Source organism: Alteromonas algae, assembly GCF_049117195.1.
Taxonomy (GTDB): domain Bacteria; phylum Pseudomonadota; class Gammaproteobacteria; order Enterobacterales; family Alteromonadaceae; genus Alteromonas.
Genome location: NZ_CP185260.1, coordinates 2,119,586 through 2,142,655, shown reverse-complemented (window position 1 = coordinate 2,142,655; position 23,070 = coordinate 2,119,586). Strand labels below are relative to the sequence as shown.

At 40.7% G+C, this 23,070-nt stretch carries 19 protein-coding genes and 1 pseudogene; 16 read left to right on the top strand and 4 right to left on the bottom strand.

Annotated elements, in window-relative coordinates; genetic code table 11:
- Positions 1 to 150 precede the first annotated feature (150 nt).
- A complete protein-coding gene (locus ACOJRU_RS09650; protein WP_421131540.1) occupies positions 151 to 2,085 on the top strand; it encodes a BRCT domain-containing protein in 1,935 nt (644 codons plus the stop codon).
- 281 nt (positions 2,086 to 2,366) lie between these two features.
- Here ACOJRU_RS09650 and ACOJRU_RS09645 read toward each other — a convergent pair whose 3' ends face one another.
- Complete coding sequence (locus tag ACOJRU_RS09645) at positions 2,367 to 3,713, bottom strand: heavy metal sensor histidine kinase (protein WP_421134747.1); 1,347 nt, start codon at positions 3,711 to 3,713, stop codon at positions 2,367 to 2,369.
- Positions 3,714 to 3,747: 34 nt separating this feature from the next.
- A complete protein-coding gene (locus ACOJRU_RS09640) occupies positions 3,748 to 4,431 on the bottom strand; it encodes a heavy metal response regulator transcription factor (RefSeq protein ID WP_421131539.1) in 684 nt (227 codons plus the stop codon).
- Positions 4,432 to 5,192: 761 nt separating this feature from the next.
- Here ACOJRU_RS09640 and ACOJRU_RS09635 point away from each other — a divergent pair.
- From ACOJRU_RS09635 to ACOJRU_RS09585, 11 genes are all read left to right on the top strand, one after another.
- Positions 5,193 to 5,717: a DUF411 domain-containing protein gene (locus ACOJRU_RS09635; RefSeq protein WP_421131538.1), complete on the top strand. Its 525-nt coding sequence runs from the start codon at positions 5,193 to 5,195 to the stop codon at positions 5,715 to 5,717.
- Positions 5,717 to 7,078 carry a TolC family protein gene (locus ACOJRU_RS09630; protein WP_421131537.1) on the top strand — a complete coding sequence of 454 codons (1,362 nt, stop codon included), beginning with the start codon at positions 5,717 to 5,719 and terminating at the stop codon, positions 7,076 to 7,078. The genes ACOJRU_RS09635 and ACOJRU_RS09630 overlap by 1 nt, the downstream gene beginning before the upstream one ends.
- A complete protein-coding gene (locus tag ACOJRU_RS09625) occupies positions 7,075 to 8,907 on the top strand; it encodes an efflux RND transporter periplasmic adaptor subunit (protein ID WP_421131536.1) in 1,833 nt (610 codons plus the stop codon). The genes ACOJRU_RS09630 and ACOJRU_RS09625 overlap by 4 nt, the downstream gene beginning before the upstream one ends.
- Positions 8,904 to 12,041, top strand: coding sequence for an efflux RND transporter permease subunit (locus ACOJRU_RS09620; protein ID WP_421131535.1), 3,138 nt, complete (start codon positions 8,904 to 8,906; stop codon positions 12,039 to 12,041). The genes ACOJRU_RS09625 and ACOJRU_RS09620 overlap by 4 nt, the downstream gene beginning before the upstream one ends.
- A 182-nt stretch (positions 12,042 to 12,223) precedes the next feature.
- Complete coding sequence (locus ACOJRU_RS09615; RefSeq protein WP_421131534.1) at positions 12,224 to 12,646, top strand: copper resistance CopC family protein; 423 nt, start codon at positions 12,224 to 12,226, stop codon at positions 12,644 to 12,646.
- A 28-nt stretch (positions 12,647 to 12,674) separates the two neighbouring features.
- Positions 12,675 to 13,601 carry a copper resistance D family protein gene (locus ACOJRU_RS09610; RefSeq protein WP_013783919.1) on the top strand — a complete coding sequence of 309 codons (927 nt, stop codon included), beginning with the start codon at positions 12,675 to 12,677 and terminating at the stop codon, positions 13,599 to 13,601.
- 46 nt (positions 13,602 to 13,647) lie between these two features.
- Positions 13,648 to 14,130 carry a YybH family protein gene (locus ACOJRU_RS09605; RefSeq protein ID WP_421131533.1) on the top strand — a complete coding sequence of 161 codons (483 nt, stop codon included), beginning with the start codon at positions 13,648 to 13,650 and terminating at the stop codon, positions 14,128 to 14,130.
- 285 nt (positions 14,131 to 14,415) lie between these two features.
- Positions 14,416 to 14,823: a hypothetical protein gene (locus ACOJRU_RS09600; protein ID WP_421131532.1), complete on the top strand. Its 408-nt coding sequence runs from the start codon at positions 14,416 to 14,418 to the stop codon at positions 14,821 to 14,823.
- 94 nt (positions 14,824 to 14,917) lie between these two features.
- Positions 14,918 to 15,271: a hypothetical protein gene (locus ACOJRU_RS09595; protein WP_013783922.1), complete on the top strand. Its 354-nt coding sequence runs from the start codon at positions 14,918 to 14,920 to the stop codon at positions 15,269 to 15,271.
- Positions 15,272 to 15,436: 165 nt separating this feature from the next.
- The gene (locus tag ACOJRU_RS09590) at positions 15,437 to 15,784 is read left to right on the top strand and encodes a cupredoxin domain-containing protein (RefSeq protein WP_013783923.1); all 348 of its coding nucleotides are present in this window, start codon (positions 15,437 to 15,439) and stop codon (positions 15,782 to 15,784) included.
- Between the two features lie 507 nt (positions 15,785 to 16,291).
- Positions 16,292 to 17,362 carry a hypothetical protein gene (locus ACOJRU_RS09585; RefSeq protein WP_421131531.1) on the top strand — a complete coding sequence of 357 codons (1,071 nt, stop codon included), beginning with the start codon at positions 16,292 to 16,294 and terminating at the stop codon, positions 17,360 to 17,362.
- A 175-nt stretch (positions 17,363 to 17,537) separates the two neighbouring features.
- Here ACOJRU_RS09585 and ACOJRU_RS09580 read toward each other — a convergent pair whose 3' ends face one another.
- A complete protein-coding gene (locus tag ACOJRU_RS09580) occupies positions 17,538 to 17,864 on the bottom strand; it encodes a hypothetical protein (RefSeq protein WP_421131530.1) in 327 nt (108 codons plus the stop codon).
- Positions 17,865 to 18,081: 217 nt separating this feature from the next.
- On the bottom strand, positions 18,082 to 18,543 hold the full coding sequence (locus ACOJRU_RS09575) for a hypothetical protein (RefSeq protein ID WP_421131529.1): 462 nt from the start codon (positions 18,541 to 18,543) through the stop codon (positions 18,082 to 18,084).
- Positions 18,544 to 19,338: 795 nt separating this feature from the next.
- Here ACOJRU_RS09575 and ACOJRU_RS09570 point away from each other — a divergent pair.
- The 4 genes and pseudogenes from ACOJRU_RS09570 to ACOJRU_RS09555 all read left to right on the top strand — a co-directional run bounded on the left by ACOJRU_RS09570 (position 19,339) and on the right by ACOJRU_RS09555 (position 23,027).
- The gene (locus ACOJRU_RS09570) at positions 19,339 to 21,690 is read left to right on the top strand and encodes a heavy metal translocating P-type ATPase (protein ID WP_421131528.1); all 2,352 of its coding nucleotides are present in this window, start codon (positions 19,339 to 19,341) and stop codon (positions 21,688 to 21,690) included.
- Positions 21,691 to 21,699: 9 nt separating this feature from the next.
- Positions 21,700 to 22,056: a cupredoxin domain-containing protein gene (locus ACOJRU_RS09565; protein ID WP_421131527.1), complete on the top strand. Its 357-nt coding sequence runs from the start codon at positions 21,700 to 21,702 to the stop codon at positions 22,054 to 22,056.
- Between the two features lie 29 nt (positions 22,057 to 22,085).
- Positions 22,086 to 22,385, top strand: coding sequence for a DUF2933 domain-containing protein (locus tag ACOJRU_RS09560; protein WP_421131526.1), 300 nt, complete (start codon positions 22,086 to 22,088; stop codon positions 22,383 to 22,385).
- Positions 22,375 to 23,027: pseudogene (locus ACOJRU_RS09555) on the top strand (methyltransferase family protein). The gene ACOJRU_RS09560 and the pseudogene ACOJRU_RS09555 overlap by 11 nt, the downstream one beginning before the upstream one ends.
- Positions 23,028 to 23,070: the final 43 nt, after the last annotated feature.

The following is a 23,070-nucleotide window of genomic DNA, read 5'->3' as shown; positions in this document are numbered from 1 at the left end:
TTCAAATACTCAAGTTACATTATTTAATTAATGTCTTCACAAAAGGTCTCAACGATACCCTTACATCGTTTTTCCAAACGGATATTTATCAGCCATCATTAGGATATAACAATACCACCTTAGTTGTTCGTTTAAATGGAGGGCTTTGATATGCTGAATATTGACTTTACCAAAGAACAATTGGAAATATTGAATGAGATAGGTGAAGAATTTAAGCCAGAAAAATTAGTATCGTTGTTCTCTCGGTCAGACTTAAATACTGAAGAGTTAGTATTTATTCTAAAAGCATCCAACGCCCTTTATCGGGCGGGTAGTCCGATTCTGTCAGATAAGCAATATGATATATACATTTCATTATTGCGAGATCAAAATCATCTTCATCCATACCTTAACACTGTTGAGCCAGAGCCTTTAATTGAGTCTAAAACAGTCGAACTTCCAGAAAGAATGTTGTCAACGGAAAAAGCATATTCACTTCAAGATATCGAGAAGTGGGTAAAGAGAATACAAAAAGCAGCTCAAGAGACGAATGTACCTGAAGAAGAGATTGATATTAGGGTGACACCTAAACTCGATGGTTATGCAGCCTTTGATGACGGTGATACTCTATATACCAGAGGGGATGGTTATAGAGGACAAGATGTAACAAGAGCATTTAAACGCGGATTGAAGGTAGCCAACTCCGGAGAGCGTGGTTTGGGGCCCGGTGAAATAGTTATTAAAAAAAGTTATTTCACTGAGGTACTCAGTAGTTATTTTGAAAATTCTAGAAATATCCAAGCCGCTATTATAGCTGAAAAGAAGGTTGATAACAGAATCCAGAAGGCTATAAAAGATGGCGCATGTGTATTTTATCCCTTCGCTCTTCTTAAAAATAATACAGTCAAAATTTCGGTGTTGATGGATGAGTTTGAATCAATCGTTGAGGGTATTTGGAGTTCGGTAGACTTTGATGTGGATGGTGTAATTTTAGAGACTACAAATGAGACTATTAAAAAGTATATGGGCGCGACAAGACGTAACCATAGGTGGCAAATAGCATTTAAAGTAAATGAAGAATCTGCAAATGTCGAAGTAGTTAGGGTTATACCACAAACATCAAGAACTGGAAGGATAGCACCTGTAGCCGAACTTGTGCCAACGAAATTAAGTGGAGTCACTATAAGCAGAGTGACAGTTCACCATTACAATATGGTCAAAACAAATGGCGTTGGAGCTGGCGCTATAATTAGGTTGGTGAGAAGTGGTTTAGTAATTCCCAAAATTGAAGAGGTCTTAACGAAGGTTGCACCTGATATTCCTGATTCATGCCCCAGTTGCGGATCTCATTTGTTGTGGGAATCAGATAATTTAATTTGTCCTAATAAAATAGACTGCCCCGCGCAAACTGAAAACACCTTAGTTCATTTTTTCAAAACTCTTGGTAATAATGATGGGTTTGGGTCTAAGACGATTGAAAAGCTGACCAGCTTTGGAGTTAAATATATCCATGAAATATATGGCTTAGAAGTTGACGATTTCTTAAGGATTGGCTTTGGTGAGAAGACGGCGATAAATTTATTTAATCAACTCCAAGCGAGCAGAAGTATTGAGATTGAAGACTGGCGATTCCTATCTGCGTTTGGGGTTAGCCGGTTAGGTTCAGGGAATTGCGAAAAACTTCTAGAACATCATTCATTAGTTAGTTTATTTGAACTCACAGTTTCTGACATGATCCAAATTGATGGATTCGCTGAAATTAGCGCTGAGGCTATTAAAGAGGGTTTAGAAAATATAAGGGAAGAATTTTTTAAGGTTTATGATTTAGGCTTTGCATTAAGACCAACAGCTATAGAAAATACTGAAAAATTGTCATCACCGATATCTGGAGCAATAATCGTTTTTACAGGCACTATGATTGAAGGTTCCCGATCTGATATGGAAAAGAATGCTAAAGCCTTAGGCGCAAAAGTTGGAAAATCGGTAACTTCAAAGACAACTTATCTTGTGACAGGCGATAAAGTTGGTGAAACTAAAATTAACGCAGCAAAAGAAAAAGGAGTAAAAGTTTTGTCAGAGCAGCAGTATCTTGATTTTATTAGGTAAAGCTCCTTTATTGATTTGGCGAAATGGGTAACACGGTTGTAAGAATACACGATAATTAAAATAGGTTTTCCCGTTAGTCAGACCAATAAATAATCTAACGACAAATTGGGCTCATGTAATGCAGCATGTTCAAAATAATTTTCATTTATTTTATTAATATTTGAACATGCTCTAATTAACATGTTCATAAGTCTTAATTTAATTCATATTGCGATCTCAATAAATAGCCCGATAAATTAGCAATTTTCCAAACATGATTACCCGTCGTCATCATCTTATTTTTAAGTATCGCTAAACTCGATAATAAAAACCGTCTTACTTTCATCTGATTCGACATACATATCGGCTCCATTGATTTTCATCACAGATTTAGCAATAGTCAATCCAAGGCCTGTACCTTGCCCATCTCTTTGTCGAGATGGGTCAACTCGATAGAAACGATTGAACAATTTGGGAATATGCTGAGGCTCAATTTTCTCCCCGTTATTTAACACCATTATTTTCTGCTTTTTTCCTTTGGACTCCGTTTTGATCTCTACCGTACTATTACTAGGAGCGTGTCTAATCGCATTTGAAATCAGATTTCCTATTGCCTGTCGGAACATGGTTTTATCGCATTGAATAGTAAGGGCGGATGCGGTGACTTGGATGTTTATATGCTTTTCGTCAGCGAGTAAATTAAAGTAATCGAGTAGGCTTGATATTTCCTGTTGAATATCTAAAGGTTCAATTGATGGCTTGATAAGACCGTGCTCGGTTTTAGCTAATAGCAGCATATCACTTACCATTTTCGTCATACGCTCATATTCTTCTAAATTCGAATAAAGTATGTCAGCATATTCGTCATTTGACCGAGCTTGTCCCAACATCACTTGGGTTTGGGTAGTTAAGCTAGTTATTGGGGTTCGTAATTCATGCGCGATATCGGCTGAGAAGTGGGATAGTTTTTCAAATCCATCCTCAAGCCGCTCAATCATGGTATTGAAAGAATTTACTAGAGTGATTAATTCTTCCGGTACCTCATCTGGGTTTAGTCGTATATCAAGATTATCGGCGGTGATGGTTTCAATTTTTCGCGTAAGCTTTCTTAATGGTGATAGGCTTCTGTAAATCGCAAAACGCGCAGCTAAGACTGTAATAATGCCCGAACAAATAATGATGCCAATAATCGATTTCAAAAGGCTGTTCATAAATGTCATATGAAATTCCATGTTTGAAGCAACGATGATGGTATAGCTAGTATCATGCGTGTTAAAACCTAATTTAATGGCTCTATGCATATGGTTTTCATCGCTAAATAACAGCATGTCTGCGGGATTAATTGATGTGTATGTTTTGGCTGTTTTAGGAAAGAAAGAAAAGTCGGCTCCTTCGCTTGAAAATATTGTATCTCCTTCGGCATCCTCAACATAATAGTACACACCATGATGACCTGAAACAGCCTGAAATAAAAGCTTACTGGGTTGTACTGACTGATTATGTGACTTTTCGAGCTTTAACTTAATGGCATGAAACACCTCATCAAGCTCGTCGGCATCTTGTTCTTGAAAATGATCTTCGATGGAGGTGACTACGAGTGCGCCCATAACGCCCAAACACACGAAGATAGCTATTCCCACAAATACCATTGTTCGAAAGGAAATTGAGTACGGCTTTTGCCTTTTAATTTTGCTCTTCATCAGTTGTTAGCTTGTATCCCATACCACGAACCGTTTGAATCAATTTAGGGGAAAATGCATCATCAATCTTAGCTCTTAAGCGGCGTATCGCTACATCGATGACGTTTGTATCGCTGTCGAAATTAATATCCCATACTTGAGACGCAATCAACGAGCGAGGAAGCACCTCTCCTTGTCTTCTGACCATGAGTTCTAAAAGCGAAAACTCTTTTGTCGTCAAATTAATGGATTGGCCAGCGCGTTTTACAACACGAGACGGGATATCCATTTGTAAATCTGCGACTTGTAGCAGGTTGGCAGCTACTGTATTTCCTCTTCGAAAAAGGGTTCTGACTCTAGCCAACAATTCTGCAAAAGCAAAAGGCTTGACTAGATAATCGTCAGCGCCCAGCTCTAGACCCTTTACTCTGTCATTTACACTATCTCTCGCTGTCAAAAACAAGACCGGCGTTTGATTGCCAGATTGACGTAATGACTCTAAAATCCGCCAACCATTAATATCTGGGAGCATGACGTCTAATATTATTAGATTAAACTCGCCTGTCATCGCTTTATGATGACCGTCTAAACCATTGCGCACGAGTTCAATGACAAATCCAGACTCTGCTAGTCCTTGCTTTATATAGTCACCGATTTTCTTTTCATCCTCGACTACCAAAATTTTCATAGTTCACTCACGTCATGTTTAATGCGATTTCGGTACTTAGTGTTGCTAAATGTTTAACAAGTGGGTGTTCGAGATTGGATCTTGCAACTCGGGCCAACAAAACGTACCTCACTCACAAGCAATATATTCCAATGCATAAAAATAACCAACGATTGCTCTGACTAGATTACAACATTGTAATGAACAGGTAATCGCACTGCCATGTTGCTTAACTATACTCTTCAACTGGAACTATATTTAGAATACCTTATCAAAGTTATTTCAAGAATAGTAAAGTCGTATTAGATTATTCATTAAGGGTCGGTGTGGTCAGTAAATGCATTAAAACTGTTTTGCTTATAATATTTTTAAGCACTCAAGTTGCAGATTCGTTTGCGATGTCCAGCCCTGGCTGCGACATGCAAAACGACATGCATGAGCAACACCTTATGGATAACGACCACAATTCATCACAAAATAGTCATGAGACGAGTCAGATGGACGCGGATTGCTGTGGCGACGGGTGCGCTTGTCCACTAGGCATTGTGTCCATCGCGATGCTCGTGAATTTTGACATTTTAACTCCAATCGACTTCAAATCCCTCAAGCCCAACACTTTTATCACGGATGCAGACGACGCTGTCCTTGGTCGCTTGCAACGTCCCCCAAAACGCTCTTTAGCCTAACTCCAAAAATTTGGCGAAGCTCGTCAAAATTCCAATATCGAACGCCGCCCGATAAAGGCTGTGGCCGACATTTAAATTGTTAGAAAGAGAAATCAAATGAAGCCAATAAAATTGCTTTTTACTATATTAGTGCTGCTTATTTCAGTGACTATCGTCGTTGCATGCACAAATGAATCAGTTACTACTGAACAAAACAAGACCAATTCCCAAGATATTGAGTCGAGTTTAAAGTTGGACGTTTTTAAACGCGAGTCGTGTGGATGTTGTCAGGGATGGATTGATCATGCTGAATCGCAAGGCATCCAAACCGATGTAGATGATATTGTTTTTCTCACTACTAAAAAACAAGATCTCGGAATCGAACCAATGTACCGCTCCTGCCATACATCGGTGTCAACTGAAGGGTATGTTTTCGAAGGTCATATACCCGTCAAATTTATTGTTAAATACTTAGATAATGTTCCGCAAGGATCTATCGGCCTCTCAGTGCCGGGTATGCCTGTTGGCAGTCCAGGAATGGAGAACGGCGATCAATTCAGACCATATCAAGTGTTATTGCTCAAAGATGACGGTACAGCAGAGGTTTTTGCAGAGGTGAATTCGTATGAGGAGCAATTCTGATGAGTGCTTTTAAAGGCTTTGCATGCCTAATTTTGCTTGTTACAACAAGTAGTCAAATATCAGCAGAACAAAAGACCCCCCTTACTTTGCAGCAGGCTGTTGCCCAAGCTATTCAAAAGGACCCTTGGTTGGAAGGTAGCCAATATCGGGAAAACGCGACTATTTTTTCAAGTATCGCCGCAGATACTTTGCCTGATCCAGTTGTGTCATTAGGGTTGGCAAACGTCCCTACTGATGGTTTTGCATTCGACCAAGAGCCTATGACTCAAATTAAAGCGGGCATATCACAGGTGTTTCCTCGTGGAGAAAGCTTAAGTATTAGACGCAAGCAACTCGAAGAATTGGCGACGCAGCATCCATTTATGCGATTGGACAGAATGGCCAAAACACAAGTTGCCGTTTCTATGAAGTGGTTAGACGTTTATCAAGCGCAGCAAAGCATTTCGCTAATTGAGAAAGACAGATCTTTGTTTGAACAACTCAGTGAAATTGCAGAAGCGAATTACTCCTCTGCCGTCGGTAAAGTCAGGCAACAAGATATTATCCGAGCGCAGTTGGAACTAGCGCGACTTGAAGACAGACTCACAAAGCTATCTTCTCAAAAAGAAAGAGCCTCGGCCGAACTTTTAGAATGGTTGACCGGCGGCAATTCAGGCACGTTCAATAACTCGGTAAATGTTGCCTCTCTTGAACTACCAAAAACGTTGCCAGAAATTGAAGGAATAGAGAACGCCTACTACAAGATATTGAAAGCTAATAATCAACAAATGTTGGCAAATATACTTATCTCGCATCCTCTAATAAGAGCTGTTGAAAGCCGAATAAAGTCTAGTCAGACTGGCATTGAACTAGCGAAACAACAATACAAGCCGCAATGGGGAGTAAATGCCAGTTATGCATATCGAGCGGATGATCAAATGGACAGAAGCCGTGCAGATTTTCTTTCGATTGGCATTAGTTTTGACCTCCCCTTATTTACGGAAAATAAACAAGATAAAGAAGTAAGCGCCGCCGTTAACGAATCAGAAGCAATTAAAACTGAAAAGCGATTAGTGCTTAGAGGCATGCTTGCTCAACTGCAATCCATATTTGCAGCAAGAGAACGGCTGTTGGAGAGACAGACCTTATATCGCACGAATATTCTCCAGCAATCAAGCGAACAAGCCGAAGCCTCGTTAACAGCTTATACCAATGATGACGGTGATTTTGCTGAAGTTGTGAGAGCTAGGATTGCTGATCTAAATGCTCGTATTGACGCATTAGAAATCGAAGTCGAACTACTTAAAACAAACATTCAACTAAATTACTTTTTTTCTGAGCAGAGTCTTAAAGCTGTATCTGAATTTGGAGCAAACCAATGAAAACTGTTAACGCAATCGCTATAGGCGTAATAGCAGGCGCTGTAATGACAGCTCTGACCTACTCAATATTACCAAGCTCAAATGACTCACATGATAGTGAGGCGGATGCTGGAGAAAAGCAGCCTTTGTATTGGGTTGCGCCAATGGATCCAAACTATAGAAGAGATGAGCCTGGGAAGTCCCCTATGGGCATGGATTTAGTACCTGTTTACGAAGATGAACAAGGCGCTGGCGATAGCCCAGGTACGGTGAAGATTTCGCCAACTGTAGTGAACAATTTAGGTGTGCGTACTGCTAAAGTAGAAAAGCGGTCTTTGCACGTACCTATAAAAACAGTAGGTTATATCCAATATAATGAGGACACACTCGTTCATATTCACCCAAGGGTAGAGGGTTGGATAGATGAGCTATACGTAAAAGCAGCGGGCGAATATGTCAAAAAGGGCGAGCCACTATACGCGCTTTATTCTCCCGAACTTGTAAATGCTCAAGAAGAATATCTTATTGCCTTAAAACGCTCAAATAGGGAGCTGATAGAGGCTTCAAAAACAAGGTTAAAAGCGCTGCAAATGCCAGAATCTGGGATTCAATCGCTTATCTCAACTGGTAAAGTTCAGCAAACAATAACCTTCTATGCACCCCAAACTGGCTTTGTTGATAACTTGAATGTGCGTCAAGGGTTTTACGTAAAGCCAGGACTGACAATTTTATCAATTGGTGCCTTGGATAAAGTTTGGGTCGATGCTGAGGTGTTTGAGCGACAGTCTGCTCAAATTCAAGAGGGTTTGCCTGTGACTATGACTTTAGAATATCTCCCAGGTAAAGAGTGGACAGGAGAGGTTGATTATATCTATCCAACCCTAGATGAAACGACTAGGACGCTTAAAGTCAGGCTGAGATTTACCAATGATGATTATGCACTAAAACCTAACATGTTCGCTCAGGTAACGATCCATTCCGACTTAACAGGTGAGAATTTACTTGTGCCCTCTGAGGCGGTAATCAGAACTGGTAGCCAAGATAGAGTGGTTTTAGCACTTGGAGACGGTAAGTTTAAGTCGGTGTCAGTAGAAGTAGGACAGGTAGTTGATGAATATTCGGAGATCTTATCAGGCTTGAGACTAAACGACAAAATCGTTACGTCAGCACAATTCTTACTCGATTCAGAAAGCAGCATTAGTTCTGATTTCAAAAGGATGGAGGAGCCTGAAGCGACTGCGCAGTCGGTATATACCGAGGCGACCGTAAACAGCGTGATGACAGATCATAGAATGATAAATGTTGATCATGGCGCTATTGAAGAGTGGGAATGGCCGAGCATGACAATGGATTTCACCGTTGCCGAAAGCGTCGACATTAATGAGTTGAAAGCCGGCATGTCACTTCATATGGAAATCACTAAAACTGACTCTGGAAGTTTCGAAGTAACCACCGTTCATATCATGGATTCGATGAATGACATGGATAGCTCTGAGGAGAGCACTGATTCAGCTCATGACGTAATGCACAGTATGGAAGAGCCTATTATGTCGGTTTGGACAGAGGCAACCATAAATAACGTGATGATGGAGAGCAGAAAAATCAACGTTGATCACGGTCCTATTGATGAGTGGGAATGGCCGAGTATGACAATGGATTTCGATGTTGCCGATAGCGTTGCTATTGAAGAATTGAAAGCCGGTATGTCACTGCACATGGAAATTGTCAAAACCGACTCTGGAAGTTTTGAAGTGGCAACTGTCCACATCATGGGCTCGATGACAGACATGAACCATACCCAAGACATGGATCATTCTAATCATTCAGACCATCAAGGAGCTCATCAATGATAGCTGCCATAATTAGATGGTCGGTCAATAACCGATTTTTTGTTCTACTGGCTACGCTTATTCTCGTGGGTGGTGGGTTGTTTGCCATTAAAAACACGCCGGTTGATGCATTACCCGATTTGTCGGACGTACAGGTAATTATAAAAACTAGTTATCCAGGACAAGCGCCTCAAGTGGTAGAAGATCAAGTTACCTATCCTTTGACTACCGCAATGCTGTCAGTGCCCGGGGCACAAACAGTGAGAGGATATTCGTTTTTTGGCGATTCTTATGTCTACATCATCTTTGATGACGACACCGACTTGTACTGGGCGCGTAGTCGAGTGCTTGAATATTTATCGCAAGTTGCTCCTAATCTACCCGAAAACGCAAGACCACAATTGGGGCCAGATGCTACCGGCGTGGGTTGGGTTTATCTCTATGCACTTGTTGATAAAACGGGACAAAACGATATCAGCCAACTACGAAGCTTACAGGATTGGTTCCTTAAGTATGAGCTTCAAACGGTGCCAGGCGTTTCTGAAGTTTCAGCTATTGGAGGCATGGTAAAGCAATATCAAGTGCAGGTCGATCCGGAGAAGTTGCGAGCATATGGCATTCCGCTTTCTCACATTCAAACGGCGATTAAGCGCGGCAATCAGGAAGTAGGCGCATCGGTCATCGAAATGGCTGAAGCTGAATACATGGTCCGTGCCACAGGTTACATAGAGAGTAAAAGGGATATTGAGCTCATTCCTTTGGGTGTAAACGAAAATGGAACGCCGCTTTTGGTAAAAGACATTGCTGATGTTCGTCTTGGTCCACAGATGCGAAGGGGGGTAGCTGAGTTAAACGGTGAAGGGGAAACCGTTGGCGGTGTCGTTGTTATGCGCTTTGGTGAAAATGCGCAAAAAACGATTGACGGCGTCAAAGCAAAACTTGAAGACCTTAAAAAAGGCTTACCCGATGGGGTCGAAATTGTCACGGTTTACGATCGCTCTGCACTAATAGAAAGAGCGGTAGACAACCTTGCATCGAAATTAGTGGAAGAGTTTATCGTCGTTGCACTGGTGTGTATTGCATTCTTGTTTCATGTACGTTCGTCACTTGTTGCGATCATTAGTATTCCAGTAGGGATTATCACAGCAATTATCGTGATGTACATGCAAGGTATTAATGCCAACATCATGTCATTGGGTGGAATTGCTATTGCTATTGGTGCGATGAGCGACGGGGCGATTGTGATGATTGAGAATATGCATAAACACATGGAGCGCACCCCCTTAACCAAAGAGAATAGATGGCAAATAGTTGTGGATTCAGCATCTGAGGTGGGCCCTGCATTGTTTTTCAGTCTTCTAATTATAACAGTCAGTTTTGTGCCTGTGTTTACGCTTGAGGCACAAGAGGGGCGCATGTTTTCACCGCTTGCTTTTACCAAAACCTATGCAATGGCAGCCTCAGCAGCTCTTGCAATTACGCTTGTGCCCGTTCTTATGGGATATTTTGTGCGCGGTAAAATACTTGCTGAAAGCAAAAATCCAGTCAATCGTTTCTTAACTTTTTTGTACATGCCGACGCTTAGAACTGTTCTGCGTTTCCCTAAGGTAACGATGTTAGCTGCGGCTTTAGTACTAGCGATAGGTTTGTGGCCTGTGAACAAGATTGGCAGCGAGTTTATCCCACCTTTGGATGAGGGGGATTTGATGTACATGCCAACAACCTATGCGGGTATATCGATTGGCAAAGCCCGAGAGTTGTTGCAACAAACCAATAAACTGATCAAAACGGTCCCAGAAGTCGAAACCGTGTTTGGGAAAGTAGGTCGCGCTGATACCGCAACCGATCCGGCTCCTTTAACGATGATAGAAACCTTCATTCAATTAAAACCTAAAGAGGAGTGGCGAGAAGGCTTAACAACTGATGATTTAATAAAGGAGTTTGACTCAGTGGTCAAATTGCCGGGCCTAACGAATGCTTGGGTAATGCCAATTAAGACTAGAATTGACATGTTGGCAACAGGTATAAAGACGCCCGTTGGTATTAAAATTGGTGGCCCTGATCTCAAGGAAATTCAGAAAATCGGACAGCAAATTGAAATCATACTTTCCGATGTTAACGGCACTGCCTCTGTTTATTCTGAGCGTGTCGCAGGAGGACGTTATGTCAAAGTAGATATTCAGCGCGAAAAGGCAGCACGATATGGTCTAAACATCGCTGACGTCCAACAAGTTGTCTCAAGTGCTATCGGCGGGATGAATGTGACTCAGAGTGTTGAAGGTTTAGAGCGTTACCCTGTAAATGTTCGTTATCCTCAGTCTTATCGTTCATCGCCTGAGTCCTTATCTTTATTACCTATCGTTACACCACAGGGTAAACGAATTGCTTTGGCCGATGTGGCGGATGTGTATATTGAAGATGGTCCTCCAGGTATTAAAAGTGAAAATGCACGGCTTAATGGCTGGGTGTATGTGGATATCGATGGTGTAGATATTGGTTCCTATGTGGTTTCAGCCCAAAAAGCAGTGAGCGAGCAATTAGTCTTACCGGCAGGTTATTCGGTGAACTGGTCTGGACAATATGAGTATATGTTGCGGGCTAAAGAGAAATTAACCTATGTGGTTCCTTTGACCATAGCTATCATCGTTATTTTACTGTATCTCAACTTTCGCAACTTCATCGAAGTCGCGATCATTATGGGGACTTTACCACTGTCTATGGTGGGAAGTATCTGGCTGATGTACATAGAGGGTTTTAACTTTTCAGTTGCCGTCGGCGTCGGCTTCATTGCACTTGCAGGTGTTGCCGTAGAAATTGGCGTAATTATGCTTGTTTATTTGAATCAGGAGTATCAAGCCTTAATCGAAAAATGTAAATCTGAGGGCGTCAAACCCACCATAAACATGTTAACTGAAGCGGTTATTCATGGCTCTGGATTACGTGTCCGACCGGTTATGATGACCACAGCGACCATAATATTTGGCTTATTACCCGTACTTTACGGCTCAGGCACTGGGTCTGAAGTCATGAGTCGTATTGCTGCTCCGATGGTTGGTGGCATGGTTAGCGCTTTACTACTGACCTTGTTGGTTTTACCCGCAATTTATTTTCTGTGGAAGAGAAGGCAAATTCAACACTTGCCGGATACTTTCTGATGCTAGCTTCAAGCAAGGAACGACATTTCATAAGAGGACTATTGACATGTAGTAGCGTGGCGAACTTTTTCGCCCGCGACTATGCGTCTGTGAAATTCGGCCTATCACCAACGATTCACTTTTTACGACAACAAACAAGAACAACTACATTATTTAAACAAACTATCTATTAAGGAAATAATATGAAATCAATAACCATCGCACTTTTTGTTTTAAGTATGAGCTTAAGCATACAAGCATATGCTCATACATCGTTGGCCTCATCAATGCCGAAAGACAATGCTATGTTGATGGAAAGTCCAGACAACCTGGCTCTCAATTTTGCAGATGATGTGCGTCTTGTTGACTTAAAGGTTAAAAGTAAAAAAGGTGAGCTTGTGGATGTTGGCTTTGAACCTTCGATGGACGCAAACAAAAACTATAGTTTCAGCTTACCTTTGCTTGCTGTGGATACTTACGTAGTCTCATGGACCATTATGGGAGATGACGGTCATAAAATGAAGGGACAGCTTTCATTTATGGTGCATGTGAGCAAAAAAATGAAAGGAATGAAGCACAAAGACATGAAAAATACTTCGATGGATCATTCAGGTATGACTCATTAGTTATCAAGAGTTAAATAGGTAAATCGATATGTTGCCAGAATGGTGGACCGCATTTTTAGTGTTAGGCAAATTCCTAGTCTATTTAGGGATGATGGGTGTTATGAGCTCTAGCGCTACTTTGTTACTTTTAAAAGGCAGCAAGCAGCGCGTAGCATTCAAGGCTCATAAAAGCTGGCAACTGGTTACCTTAAACTATTCTTTTCGGCTTTCAGTTGTTGGTTTTTTTGCTAGTGTCGCTGGTTTTTTTCTTCAGACTGGCTATATGGCGGAGAAAGGATTAGCGGGTATGTTTTCTCCTTTCATGGTGGAGATGATGTGGCACTCACAGGTAGGAACTATTGCCGCAATTCGTAGCGCTATCTTTGTTTTGTTCGCGTTGCTTACGTGGTTTCTATTACAAAAACTCAAACGTGACCAGAGTTTAGTGTCATTCAAGCTACTGCTAACAAGCACCGCAATGTTTTCATTGCCGCTAGCGTTTACTTTTTCCCTGACCGGACATGCTAGTCAGTTTGTCACGTTGGGCGAAATTCAAATTGTTATCCATTCCCTCATTGGTTTGACATGGGTAGGCTCGTTATACCCACTGATTACTGCTTGTAGATTACTCAATCACTCCGAATTAGCTTTCGTCATGAAACGTTACGGTAACATTGCCATAGTGTTGGTGTTTATCTTAGTCACGGTTGGTGTAGTAATGTTGATACAGCTACTGTCTTCCCCATCGACCCTTATATTCACCGAATATGGACTTGCCTTTTTATCCAAACTTTTTGCAGTTGCTCTAATGCTCACGTTAGCAGCTGGGCATAAGTTTTTTTGGGTACCTAGGCTACCTAACGATCAAAATGTGCGCTTTAAATTACTCAAATCAATCAAATTTGAGTTCATTATTGGGCTTTTCATTTTGTCTCTTACAGCGCTGTTAACTACTGCGCTGAGCCCGAACCTTTAACATAAATAATCGGCGTTTTCGCCAAAATAAGAAAAGGAAAATGTTTATGAAAATGACTGCTTTAAGACCCTTGACTGTTTTTGCATTTCTATTGTCATTTAGTGCAGTAGTTAATGCTCATGGAGATGAGAAACACAACGAAGAATCACAGTACTTTAGCGGAACAGATTCCGATGCAGCGACGTTAGTGCTTAAATTTCATAAAGCTTTAGAAACAGGGAATGGCGACTTAGCTGCAAGCCTTTTGGCAGATGATGTTTTAATTTTTGAAGGAAAGGGTGTGGAGCGAAGCGCCCAAGAGTATGCAAGTCATCATATGCTCTCTGATATGAAGTATTTGTCACAAATGCAAATTGAGATTATAGAGCATCATGTAAAAGAAAACGGCACACATGCAATATCTTTGTCGAGAAGCTTGGTGAAAGGGCAATACAAAGGAAAAGAAGTAAACCATATTGGGAACGAAACCATAGGTTTAGAAAAGTTGAATGATGATTGGAAAATCACGCATATTCATTGGTCTAATTAAAAACACCGCGCTGTCGATTTCCTGTTATTAATGGGTCGGCAGCGTTTATCTTATTGTCAAAATTTTTTTTCCACCTTTCGCATTTTCATGCTAGTCCGCTTAACCCTCCTGCAAGTTAATTACTACACAAAGTTTGATTACCAAAAGGTAATCAAATTGTAATGCTTCTGCCGTGAAACAACGTTTATTTTGAATTACAGTTACATTTCAAAATTTGATGCAAGAAGCAGATTTTGTTTGCATCGAAAGACAGAAATCATTAACTCAACAACAAGGAAATTGAATATGAAAAACCTACTTATAATCGCTTTTTCCTCACTTTTGATGTTTTCCCCATTAAGTATCACCAGTGCGCATCAACACAGCGATAAATCGCATATGCCGATGAATATGATGGATGATGCATCGATAGAAAAGATGAATGAACACATTACAAAAATGAACAGTGCCTTAGAGAAAACAAAACAAGAAAACGACCCAGCGAAACGAGAACAAATGCTCAATGAGCATGCTAAAAGCATGCAAGACATGATGGGCATGATGCATCAGTCTAAAGGTGATTCAAGCATGATGCATGGCAAGGAAATGTCTGCTGAAATGAAAATGTCCATGATGGAAAAGCGCCTTCAGATGATGGAGCAAATGATGGGGCATACCGTAGAAAAATCCAAAAAGGTGCATGAACACAAATAGATGCCAAGCAACTAATATGCATGATGGTTTGCGCCGCTTGATAGCAAGGTAGTTGCGTTTTGAGCTAAGGATAAACGTATTAAAGGAATTTGAAATGAATAAAACACTAAGATTAGCGACACTGATATTAATCGCAACTGCGCTTCTAAGCGGTTGTGCCAACAGTTTATACCATGATTATGTAATGAGCGGCCAAGTTGTTAGTGTCAAAGATGACAACACTCTTGTTATTTGCGTTGCAAACACAGAAAGCCTCGAAACAGGCGATGTATTTAACGTTTACAGAACGGTAATGGATAAGCTTGTTATAAATGAGGGTGAAACTGGCTATTCTCGTGAGTTTGTGGGCAAAGTGAGTCTCGGAGAAAAGCAGGATGAACACTTTGCAACCGCTAGTGTGGTCACAGGAGAAATATACCAACATGATATGGTGGAGTTCGATAAATAATTAGACATTGCTCAAACCAATGAGGGTAGCAATGGCTGCCCTATTTTTTTTCATTCGCTCTCCTGATAAATCAAGACGTACCAACCAACTTAAATATCGCTTGAACGAGCGTTTCTTTATAAACAAAAAGTAGCTGTTCAGCGAACTATATAAAAGGATTCTAAAATGCCATGGATTAGCGGCGCATTGTTTTTAATATGTTTACTACTAATACTAAGTTTTCGCCAGCACATTAAAAAGCGACATCGACACAACAGTATCTTAGTCGAGGTAAAAGACTTTCACTATCAACCCCCAAGGGTTAAATTGAAAGCTAGTAAAGCTAATCAAATTGTTTTTCTGAGAACGGATTCAAATTTATGCTCTGAATACCTACTTTTTCCCGAGCTAGGATTATCGATAAGACTCAAACTTAATAAACAAGTATCGGTGAACTTTTCCGCTTATCCGCCAGGCGAGTATGAGTTTTATAGCGCGATGAATGTGTATTCTGGGAAACTTACAATAGTGTAGGTTGGTGTAGGCTGACAAACACCGAAAGTGTCATGCTTTACAAAAGAGTATCATACTACTTTTTGATTATTGATATACTCCGACCGGCCGCTCTTCTCTTATCTGAAACAGCAGTTTGGAGCCTGCCTTTGGAAAGCCTGATCCTTGTCTATTGATGCCAGTCAAAGATGACTGATAGACTACAAAGTGCGTAAAACAGACGTTTCAATGACTTACTCCTATATTCAAAAAAACGTTCCTATGATCGTTTTATCTTCTTAAAAAATTAATTAATGATTAAAAATATATCTTTGGCAACACGGCAGTTAATATATTAAAACCAACAAATTATATAAATGACCCATGGGTTCGATATTAAGTTGTTAAGCTCACAAGGAAAAAAGCGTGCTGATATCCAGATATCTCGATGAACCATGCCCCAAGTGCGGTGTTACAGGAAAGTATGGGAACGTCAATGTCAGTAGAAACATCCTAAATAGAGGGTGTAATAGTTGTGGAGAACGGACAATGTTCCCTCTCCCAGATATTCGAAAAAAGATAATTTATCTTGATCAGTTTTTTCTGTCTCATGCTTTTAGGGATCAAGAGCGATCATTTATAGATGCGGCCAATCGCATAAAAGACATGGCTGCTAGGCAATTAGTTGTATGTCCATATTCATCCGTTCATACAGACGAAACGCACTTGTGGAGACACGAGCAACAAGAAAACCTCTATAAATTCATAAAGCAAACTGCACGCGGCTATAAATTTAGAGAAGCCTACGAGATCAAGCTGGAACAAATGCATCGATTATTTGACGCATTTAGGTCCAATTCAGAAATTATTCAACCTATCGAAGAGCGCGATGCATTTCGCGATGAAATCCATGGATGGGATGATTATATTTGGATCGATTTACGTCCCTACTTGGGAGACTTAGAGGCTATGCGACAAGGAAAGGCTGCTGCAATCGAAGGTCTGGTAAATCTGTTCCCGGACTGGGCAAAACTGACAACTTCCTTCGAAGAAGATGTAAGTATGGAGGCCAGAGGATACGGGATATCTTTGCTTAATCAGTATTTGCAGATGGTTGCCAATGTTGGAACTGGAAACCTGATGAGTTATATGGATGCCCCAATGGACACGATGTACGTAGAATCGCTACTTCATTGTGATAGAACAACCATGAAAATTGATGAGCGATTAAGCAGAATAAGCGCATTTTTTTCATCGCATTATTTTACAAGCATTCCAAATATAAAGGTTTCGTGTGGAATCTTTGCGGTTTTACGAAAGATGGTCAAGAACGGAGCATACACTAACCCCATCAATGCACGCCGGAAACTGGCCGGACTATTCTATGATTCTGAGTGCATTTCTGTTTTCGGTCCTTACAGCGATGCAATTTTTATAGACAGGGCCATGAAGCAATGGTGCGAGAACCCTGAATTAATGCTTTTAGAACCTTATGATACAAAGATATTTTCTGTAGGAAACTGGGATGAGTTTCACAGGTATCTAGATTCTGTGGAAGACAACTATACAGATGATGTGCGTGAAGCAATTAATTTGGTATATCCGGGAATTTATGCTTAATAAGTCAATCAATAGCTTGTACGACGCAGGACAGCCATACCGGATGTCGATTATTAAGGCGTTTAATGTCCATTGTTTGCCTATCGAGGACTCAGGTTTGTTTGAGCTTAATATGTTATCAATGGAATGACGTTCAGCATTCTTTTCTCGGTCAGTTAAAAAATTAAACGTGTTGTTATAAGTAATCATCATAAAATGGCATTTTATAAAAATGAACGTAAGGTGAATCTGAATCGCTACTTTCTACAACTACACCATAGTGGGCTAAAACGGTATCGTAAAGCCTCATAACTCGTTCAAAAGGTTCAAACGAAGGCCAATTAGGATAGTCTTCATCGAGTGCGTTAAGAGAGTTAACCAACTCGAAAAAATAAGGTGAGAACCAGCTTTTATCCAATGCTGCTTTTACATTTGGTATTTCTGAAGGGTTTTCTTTTCTACCTATGCAGTCACCAATCATATATGAAGCAAACTTCATTAATTCAATAACTGCGTTTCCCACTTCTTCGATACCTTTAGTTACATCATGATGTTGCTGGTAGTCAATAAGAACTGAGTGAATGGATTTTTCGGATGTATCTAGAACACGTAAAAAAGTCTCTTGAAAAGCTTTTGGATCACTGTCTCCGATCGTGGCGGAAAGCTTTGTTGCAAAATACTCATCCCAAGATGCCTGACCAGCAAGTATTCTTAGATATTCGGTTACGCTACGAATTATTTTACCGTATGAATATTCTGGAAAGCAGTCGTAAAATGCGTGATTTGATTCTACATGCGCACACTCGTGTGCGATTGATTACGTTTATACCTTTTTCTACATGCTCTCCGTTAAAATCTAGCATAGGAACTAGATAATTAGCATTTAATATAAGATGAGATTTGATTTTACCGTCTCGCATTACTGCGGGAGCCATTGCGATTCCTTCTATATCACCAGTGCTTGGTTTTAATTCACCAAAACCATTAGAACCTCGATCTATTGCCGCTACCTCACTCGAATAATCATAAGCAATCGTTACTCCGTCCAAATTAGACAAATTGAAACGTTTGGAGAGCTCGCTCAAAATATATATGCAAGTTTCTCCAAATTTTTTTGCAAACTCTTCACTCTCAAACTGCCTGAGTGAAATGGTCAAGTCCTCTGGAAGAGTTTTTTCCAAATGTTCAATATTACTATTCAAACTATTTTTCACCTACAATTCGGATTACTAATACAGTTGGGGCAATATCAACAATCGCAATTACAGATCCTATATTTTGTGCATAATTAACTTTAATCAAGAAATTTACGCCTCATCAGGCCAAATCTGATTGAGTCTAGAGCTTCTGCTTTACGAAGTGTGGCCAGCCCCGAATTTTCAAATCTGAATTTCTAATATTTGTCTTTAGGGGTCTATTCTCCCGAGCTGACCATCTGATGTCTGTTTATCGCTCTGAAGGGATAAAATTCATCTAAACAGATCCGTCCGCTATCTTGGGCAATCCAGCCAGTCGAAACGTCCACAAAGTATGATACATTTTTGTGAATCTTCACTTATCAATATTTATCTCGAAGCGCAAAAAGTTGTGCGTAGTCAGTGGTAATTTAATTTAAAATTCAGGGCTACATCATTGATTACTCATGACCTCGTTTCTCGCGAATAATAGCCTAAAGATGTTCATAATGTTGGGTGAGTCCAATTTCTAGCTAAAAGTCTTCTAGTCAATTAGTAGCCGTTCACATTGTCGTTTTTGCGCATACCAATTATATTTATCTCATAAATGACAGAAAAGTAATCAAACTGTAATGCCAGTGCCGTGTTCCTAGCATCTTACACCGTTAAAATTATGTTTAATATAAAAGCAACCTTATTGCTTTTTGTCTTGTTCCCGTATTGCCCCTAATTACTATGCAATTAGAGTCAAAAAAAAATGAATCTATACAAATACAGAGCACAGAAAAAAGTTAAACGCGCCAATAACACGACGGAGTCTAAATGACAGCAACTGAAAAAGTTACCGAAAAGACAGCGAATAACTGTTGTTGTAACAAGCAAGCCCAATCTGCGAGCGAAACTCCTGCGGTCAAAGACATAACCAACCAAGAGCCCAATAATCTATCAGAAAATCGATTTATAATTGAAGGAGCCAGTTGTGCCAGCTGCGTCAACAAAATTGAGGCGGCGTTAAACAATCTGCCTGGAGTTAAACGAGCAGAGATGAACTTCGCTCAGCGTGTTGTCACGGTAACTGGAGATACATCGGTTTCAAATATTATAGAAGCAGTGGAAAAAGCCGGATACAAAGCAAAATTAGACGACAGCGATTCTGAGCAAGAAGCTCTGGACGAAAAAGAAAAAGCCGACTGGCAATACTACAAAAAATTAATGCGCGAAATGGCCGTTGCGTTGTCGCTTGGTGTGCCATTGATGATTTACAGTCTGGTCGTTGGCGAAATGACAGTAACAACTACTACAGAAAGACTCGTTTGGTTAACCGTCGGATTGCTGACTCTTGGCGTAATGGTTTTTGCGGGTAAACACTTTTATGTGGGCGCTTGGAATTCATTTAAAAATCATTCTGCGAATATGGACACATTAATAGCTCTCGGAACAGGAACTGCTTGGCTTTACTCAATGGTGGTTGTGTTTGCTCCTGATGTGGTTCCCCTAATGGCAAGACACGTATATTTTGAAGCGACTGCAATGATTATTGGTTTAATCAATCTTGGCTTAGCTCTTGAGATTAAAGCGCGAGGTAAGACTTCAGAAGCGATTAAGCGTTTAATTGGCCTGCAAGCTAAAACAGCCCGTGTTATTAGAAACGATAAAGATGAAGACATTCCAATAGAACAAGTATTGCTCGATGAGCTTATTCGAGTCAGGCCAGGTGAAAAAATATCAGTAGACGGCGTGGTGGTAGAAGGACACTCCACAGTTGACGAATCTATGTTGACCGGTGAGCCGATGCCTGTAGAAAAAACAGAGGGGGTAGAAGTCGTCGCTGGTACGATTAATAAATCAGGCTCAATTATTTTTAAGGCAACGCGCGTAGGCAAAAATACGGCGCTTGCTCAAATTATCAACATGGTAAAACGCGCTCAAAATTCAAAGCCTCCGATAGGACGTTTAGCCGATATCATTTCAGCTTACTTCGTGCCCGTTGTTATGATCATCGCCGTAATAAGCGCTCTAGTTTGGCTAAACTTTGGGCCTTCTCCAGCTATTGCTTACGCAATTGTGTCGGCAACAACAGTTCTCATCATCGCTTGTCCATGTGCACTTGGTTTAGCGACACCGATGTCAGTAATGGTAGGAGTAGGCAAAGCCGCAGAAGCGGGTGTGTTGATAAGAAACGGCGAAGCGCTGCAAACAGCAAGTAAAATTACTACGATGATTCTAGACAAAACAGGCACTATTACCGAGGGAGCACCTAAGGTAACTGATGTATTGTTAGCACCCGGTCAAAATGAAAAACAAGTGCTAATGCTCGCATCGAGTATCGAAGCTGGCTCAGAGCACCCCCTAGCAATGGCGATAGTTGAAAGTGCCAAAGCAAAAAACATAGAACCTAAGAAAGTGACTCAGTTTTCTTCCATTGCTGGGCAAGGAGTGGAAGCGATGTTAGAGGACGATACCCTTTTATTCGGTAACGAAAAGCTAATGAAAGAGCGAAATATTGACATTAGCGACTACGTCGAAAAAGCCCAAGGCTTAGCCTCTGAAGCTAAAACCCCAATGTATTTTGCGGTTAATTCATCACTTGTTGCAGTAATTGCAGTTGCCGACCCAATCAAAACTGATTCTATTGATGCAATAAAGCGCCTTCAGAACAATGGAATTCGGGTAGTAATGCTAACTGGCGATAATCGTTCAACGGCAAAAGCAGTAGCTGAAAAAGCAGGTATCACAGAGTTTGTGGCTGAAGTTATGCCTGAGGAAAAAGCAAATAAAGTAGCTGAGTATCAAACGATGGGAGAAATTGTGGGTATGACAGGTGACGGTATTAATGACGCACCCGCCCTAGCTCACGCAGATGTAGGCTTTGCAATAGGTACAGGTACTGACGTAGCCATTGAAAGCGCTGACATTACGCTAATGCGGGGCTCTCTTCATGGCCTTGCTGACGCAATTGCGGTGAGTAAAGCCACTCTAACCAATATTAAGCAAAACCTATTCGGAGCATTTATTTACAACGTTGCGGGTATTCCATTCGCTGCCGGTGTTTTATATCCATTTTTCGGTCTTTTATTAAGTCCAGTAATAGCTGGTGCTGCGATGGCGTTTTCATCACTAACAGTCGTCACCAACGCCAATCGTTTGCGATTGTTTAAAGCAAAAGAGCATTAGGAGATTGTGATGATGCTATGGATCAACCTTGTAGGAATTGCGCTTATTGTTCTAATCGTCTGGTGGTTTTGGTTGTACAAAGCACACAATATTAGTATCGCTGAAGGCTCGTTAGAGGTCTTGGTAAAAGACGGTATTTACCAACCAGCACACATCAAAATCAGAGCGAATGAAGAAAGACAAATAGTATTTCATCGAGCTGATGCGACTCCCTGCGCAGAAATGCTATCAATACCCGATTTAGATATTTCAGAACGGCTACCTTTAAATAAGAAGACAGTTATATCACTTCCAGCGCTACCATCAGGTGAGTACGCGTTTCACTGTCAAATGCAAATGTATAAAGGGAAGATAACGGTTCAATGATTCGTTAGCTTTCAAAAAGGAAAATAAATATGAGCAATTCAAATTTGTCATTTTGGAAAACGCCCTCTGGCTGGGCTGCACTGGGACTCATTGCTGCTGCGAGTTACTCTTTATTTTTTGAGCATGGCGAGCATGTGTGGCCATATTTGCCTTACCTGATTCTGTTACTTTGCCCCTTTATGCATTTTTTTATGCATGGGAGTCACGGGCACGGTCGTCATAATAACGAGCAAAAAGAGACAGAAGAGGACCAAATGACGTTCAAAGAAAGGCCTCAACAGAAAACAACTACAAACATCGAAGAAAAGAGAGAAAACGATGCACGGTGAATCCGACTATGGCCTGTGGGGCTTAGTTTTCATAAATTCGGCCATTTTTATATTTTTTGCATTCAGCTTTGTAAAACCGCAATCAAAGACCGATTGGAGAAGCTTGGGGGCTTTTCCGCTTTTATATTTGCTTTGTTCACAGAAATGTATGGGTTTCCACTCACCATCTATTTTTTGTCAGGCTGGTTAACAGAGCTTTACCCAAACACAGATTTTTTTGCACATGAAAATGGACATTTGCTCCAAACGATTTCAGGTCTTGAGGGGGATGCCCATTGGAGCATATTGCACATTATTAGCAATGTACTCATAGTTGCTGGTTTCTTTATTTTATCTTCTGCGTGGAACGTTCTACATCATGCGCAGAAAAACCATTCGCTTGCCAATACAGGTTGGTATGCAAGATGTCGCCATCCACAGTATTTAGCTTTTATTATCATAATGTTTGGCTTTTTATTGCAATGGCCCACCATCCCGACATTGATCATGTTTCCAATATTGACACTAGTCTATATTCGCTTAGCGAAACGTGAAGAAAAGGCTGCGATAGCCGAATTTGGGGAGCGTTATTTAGCATACAAAGATAACACGCCTGCTTGGCTCCCTAAATTAAGCAGTTCAAATCTACAATATGGCAATTAACGTTTTTTGTAAAACGCGATGGTCGAAGGTATCAATATATTTA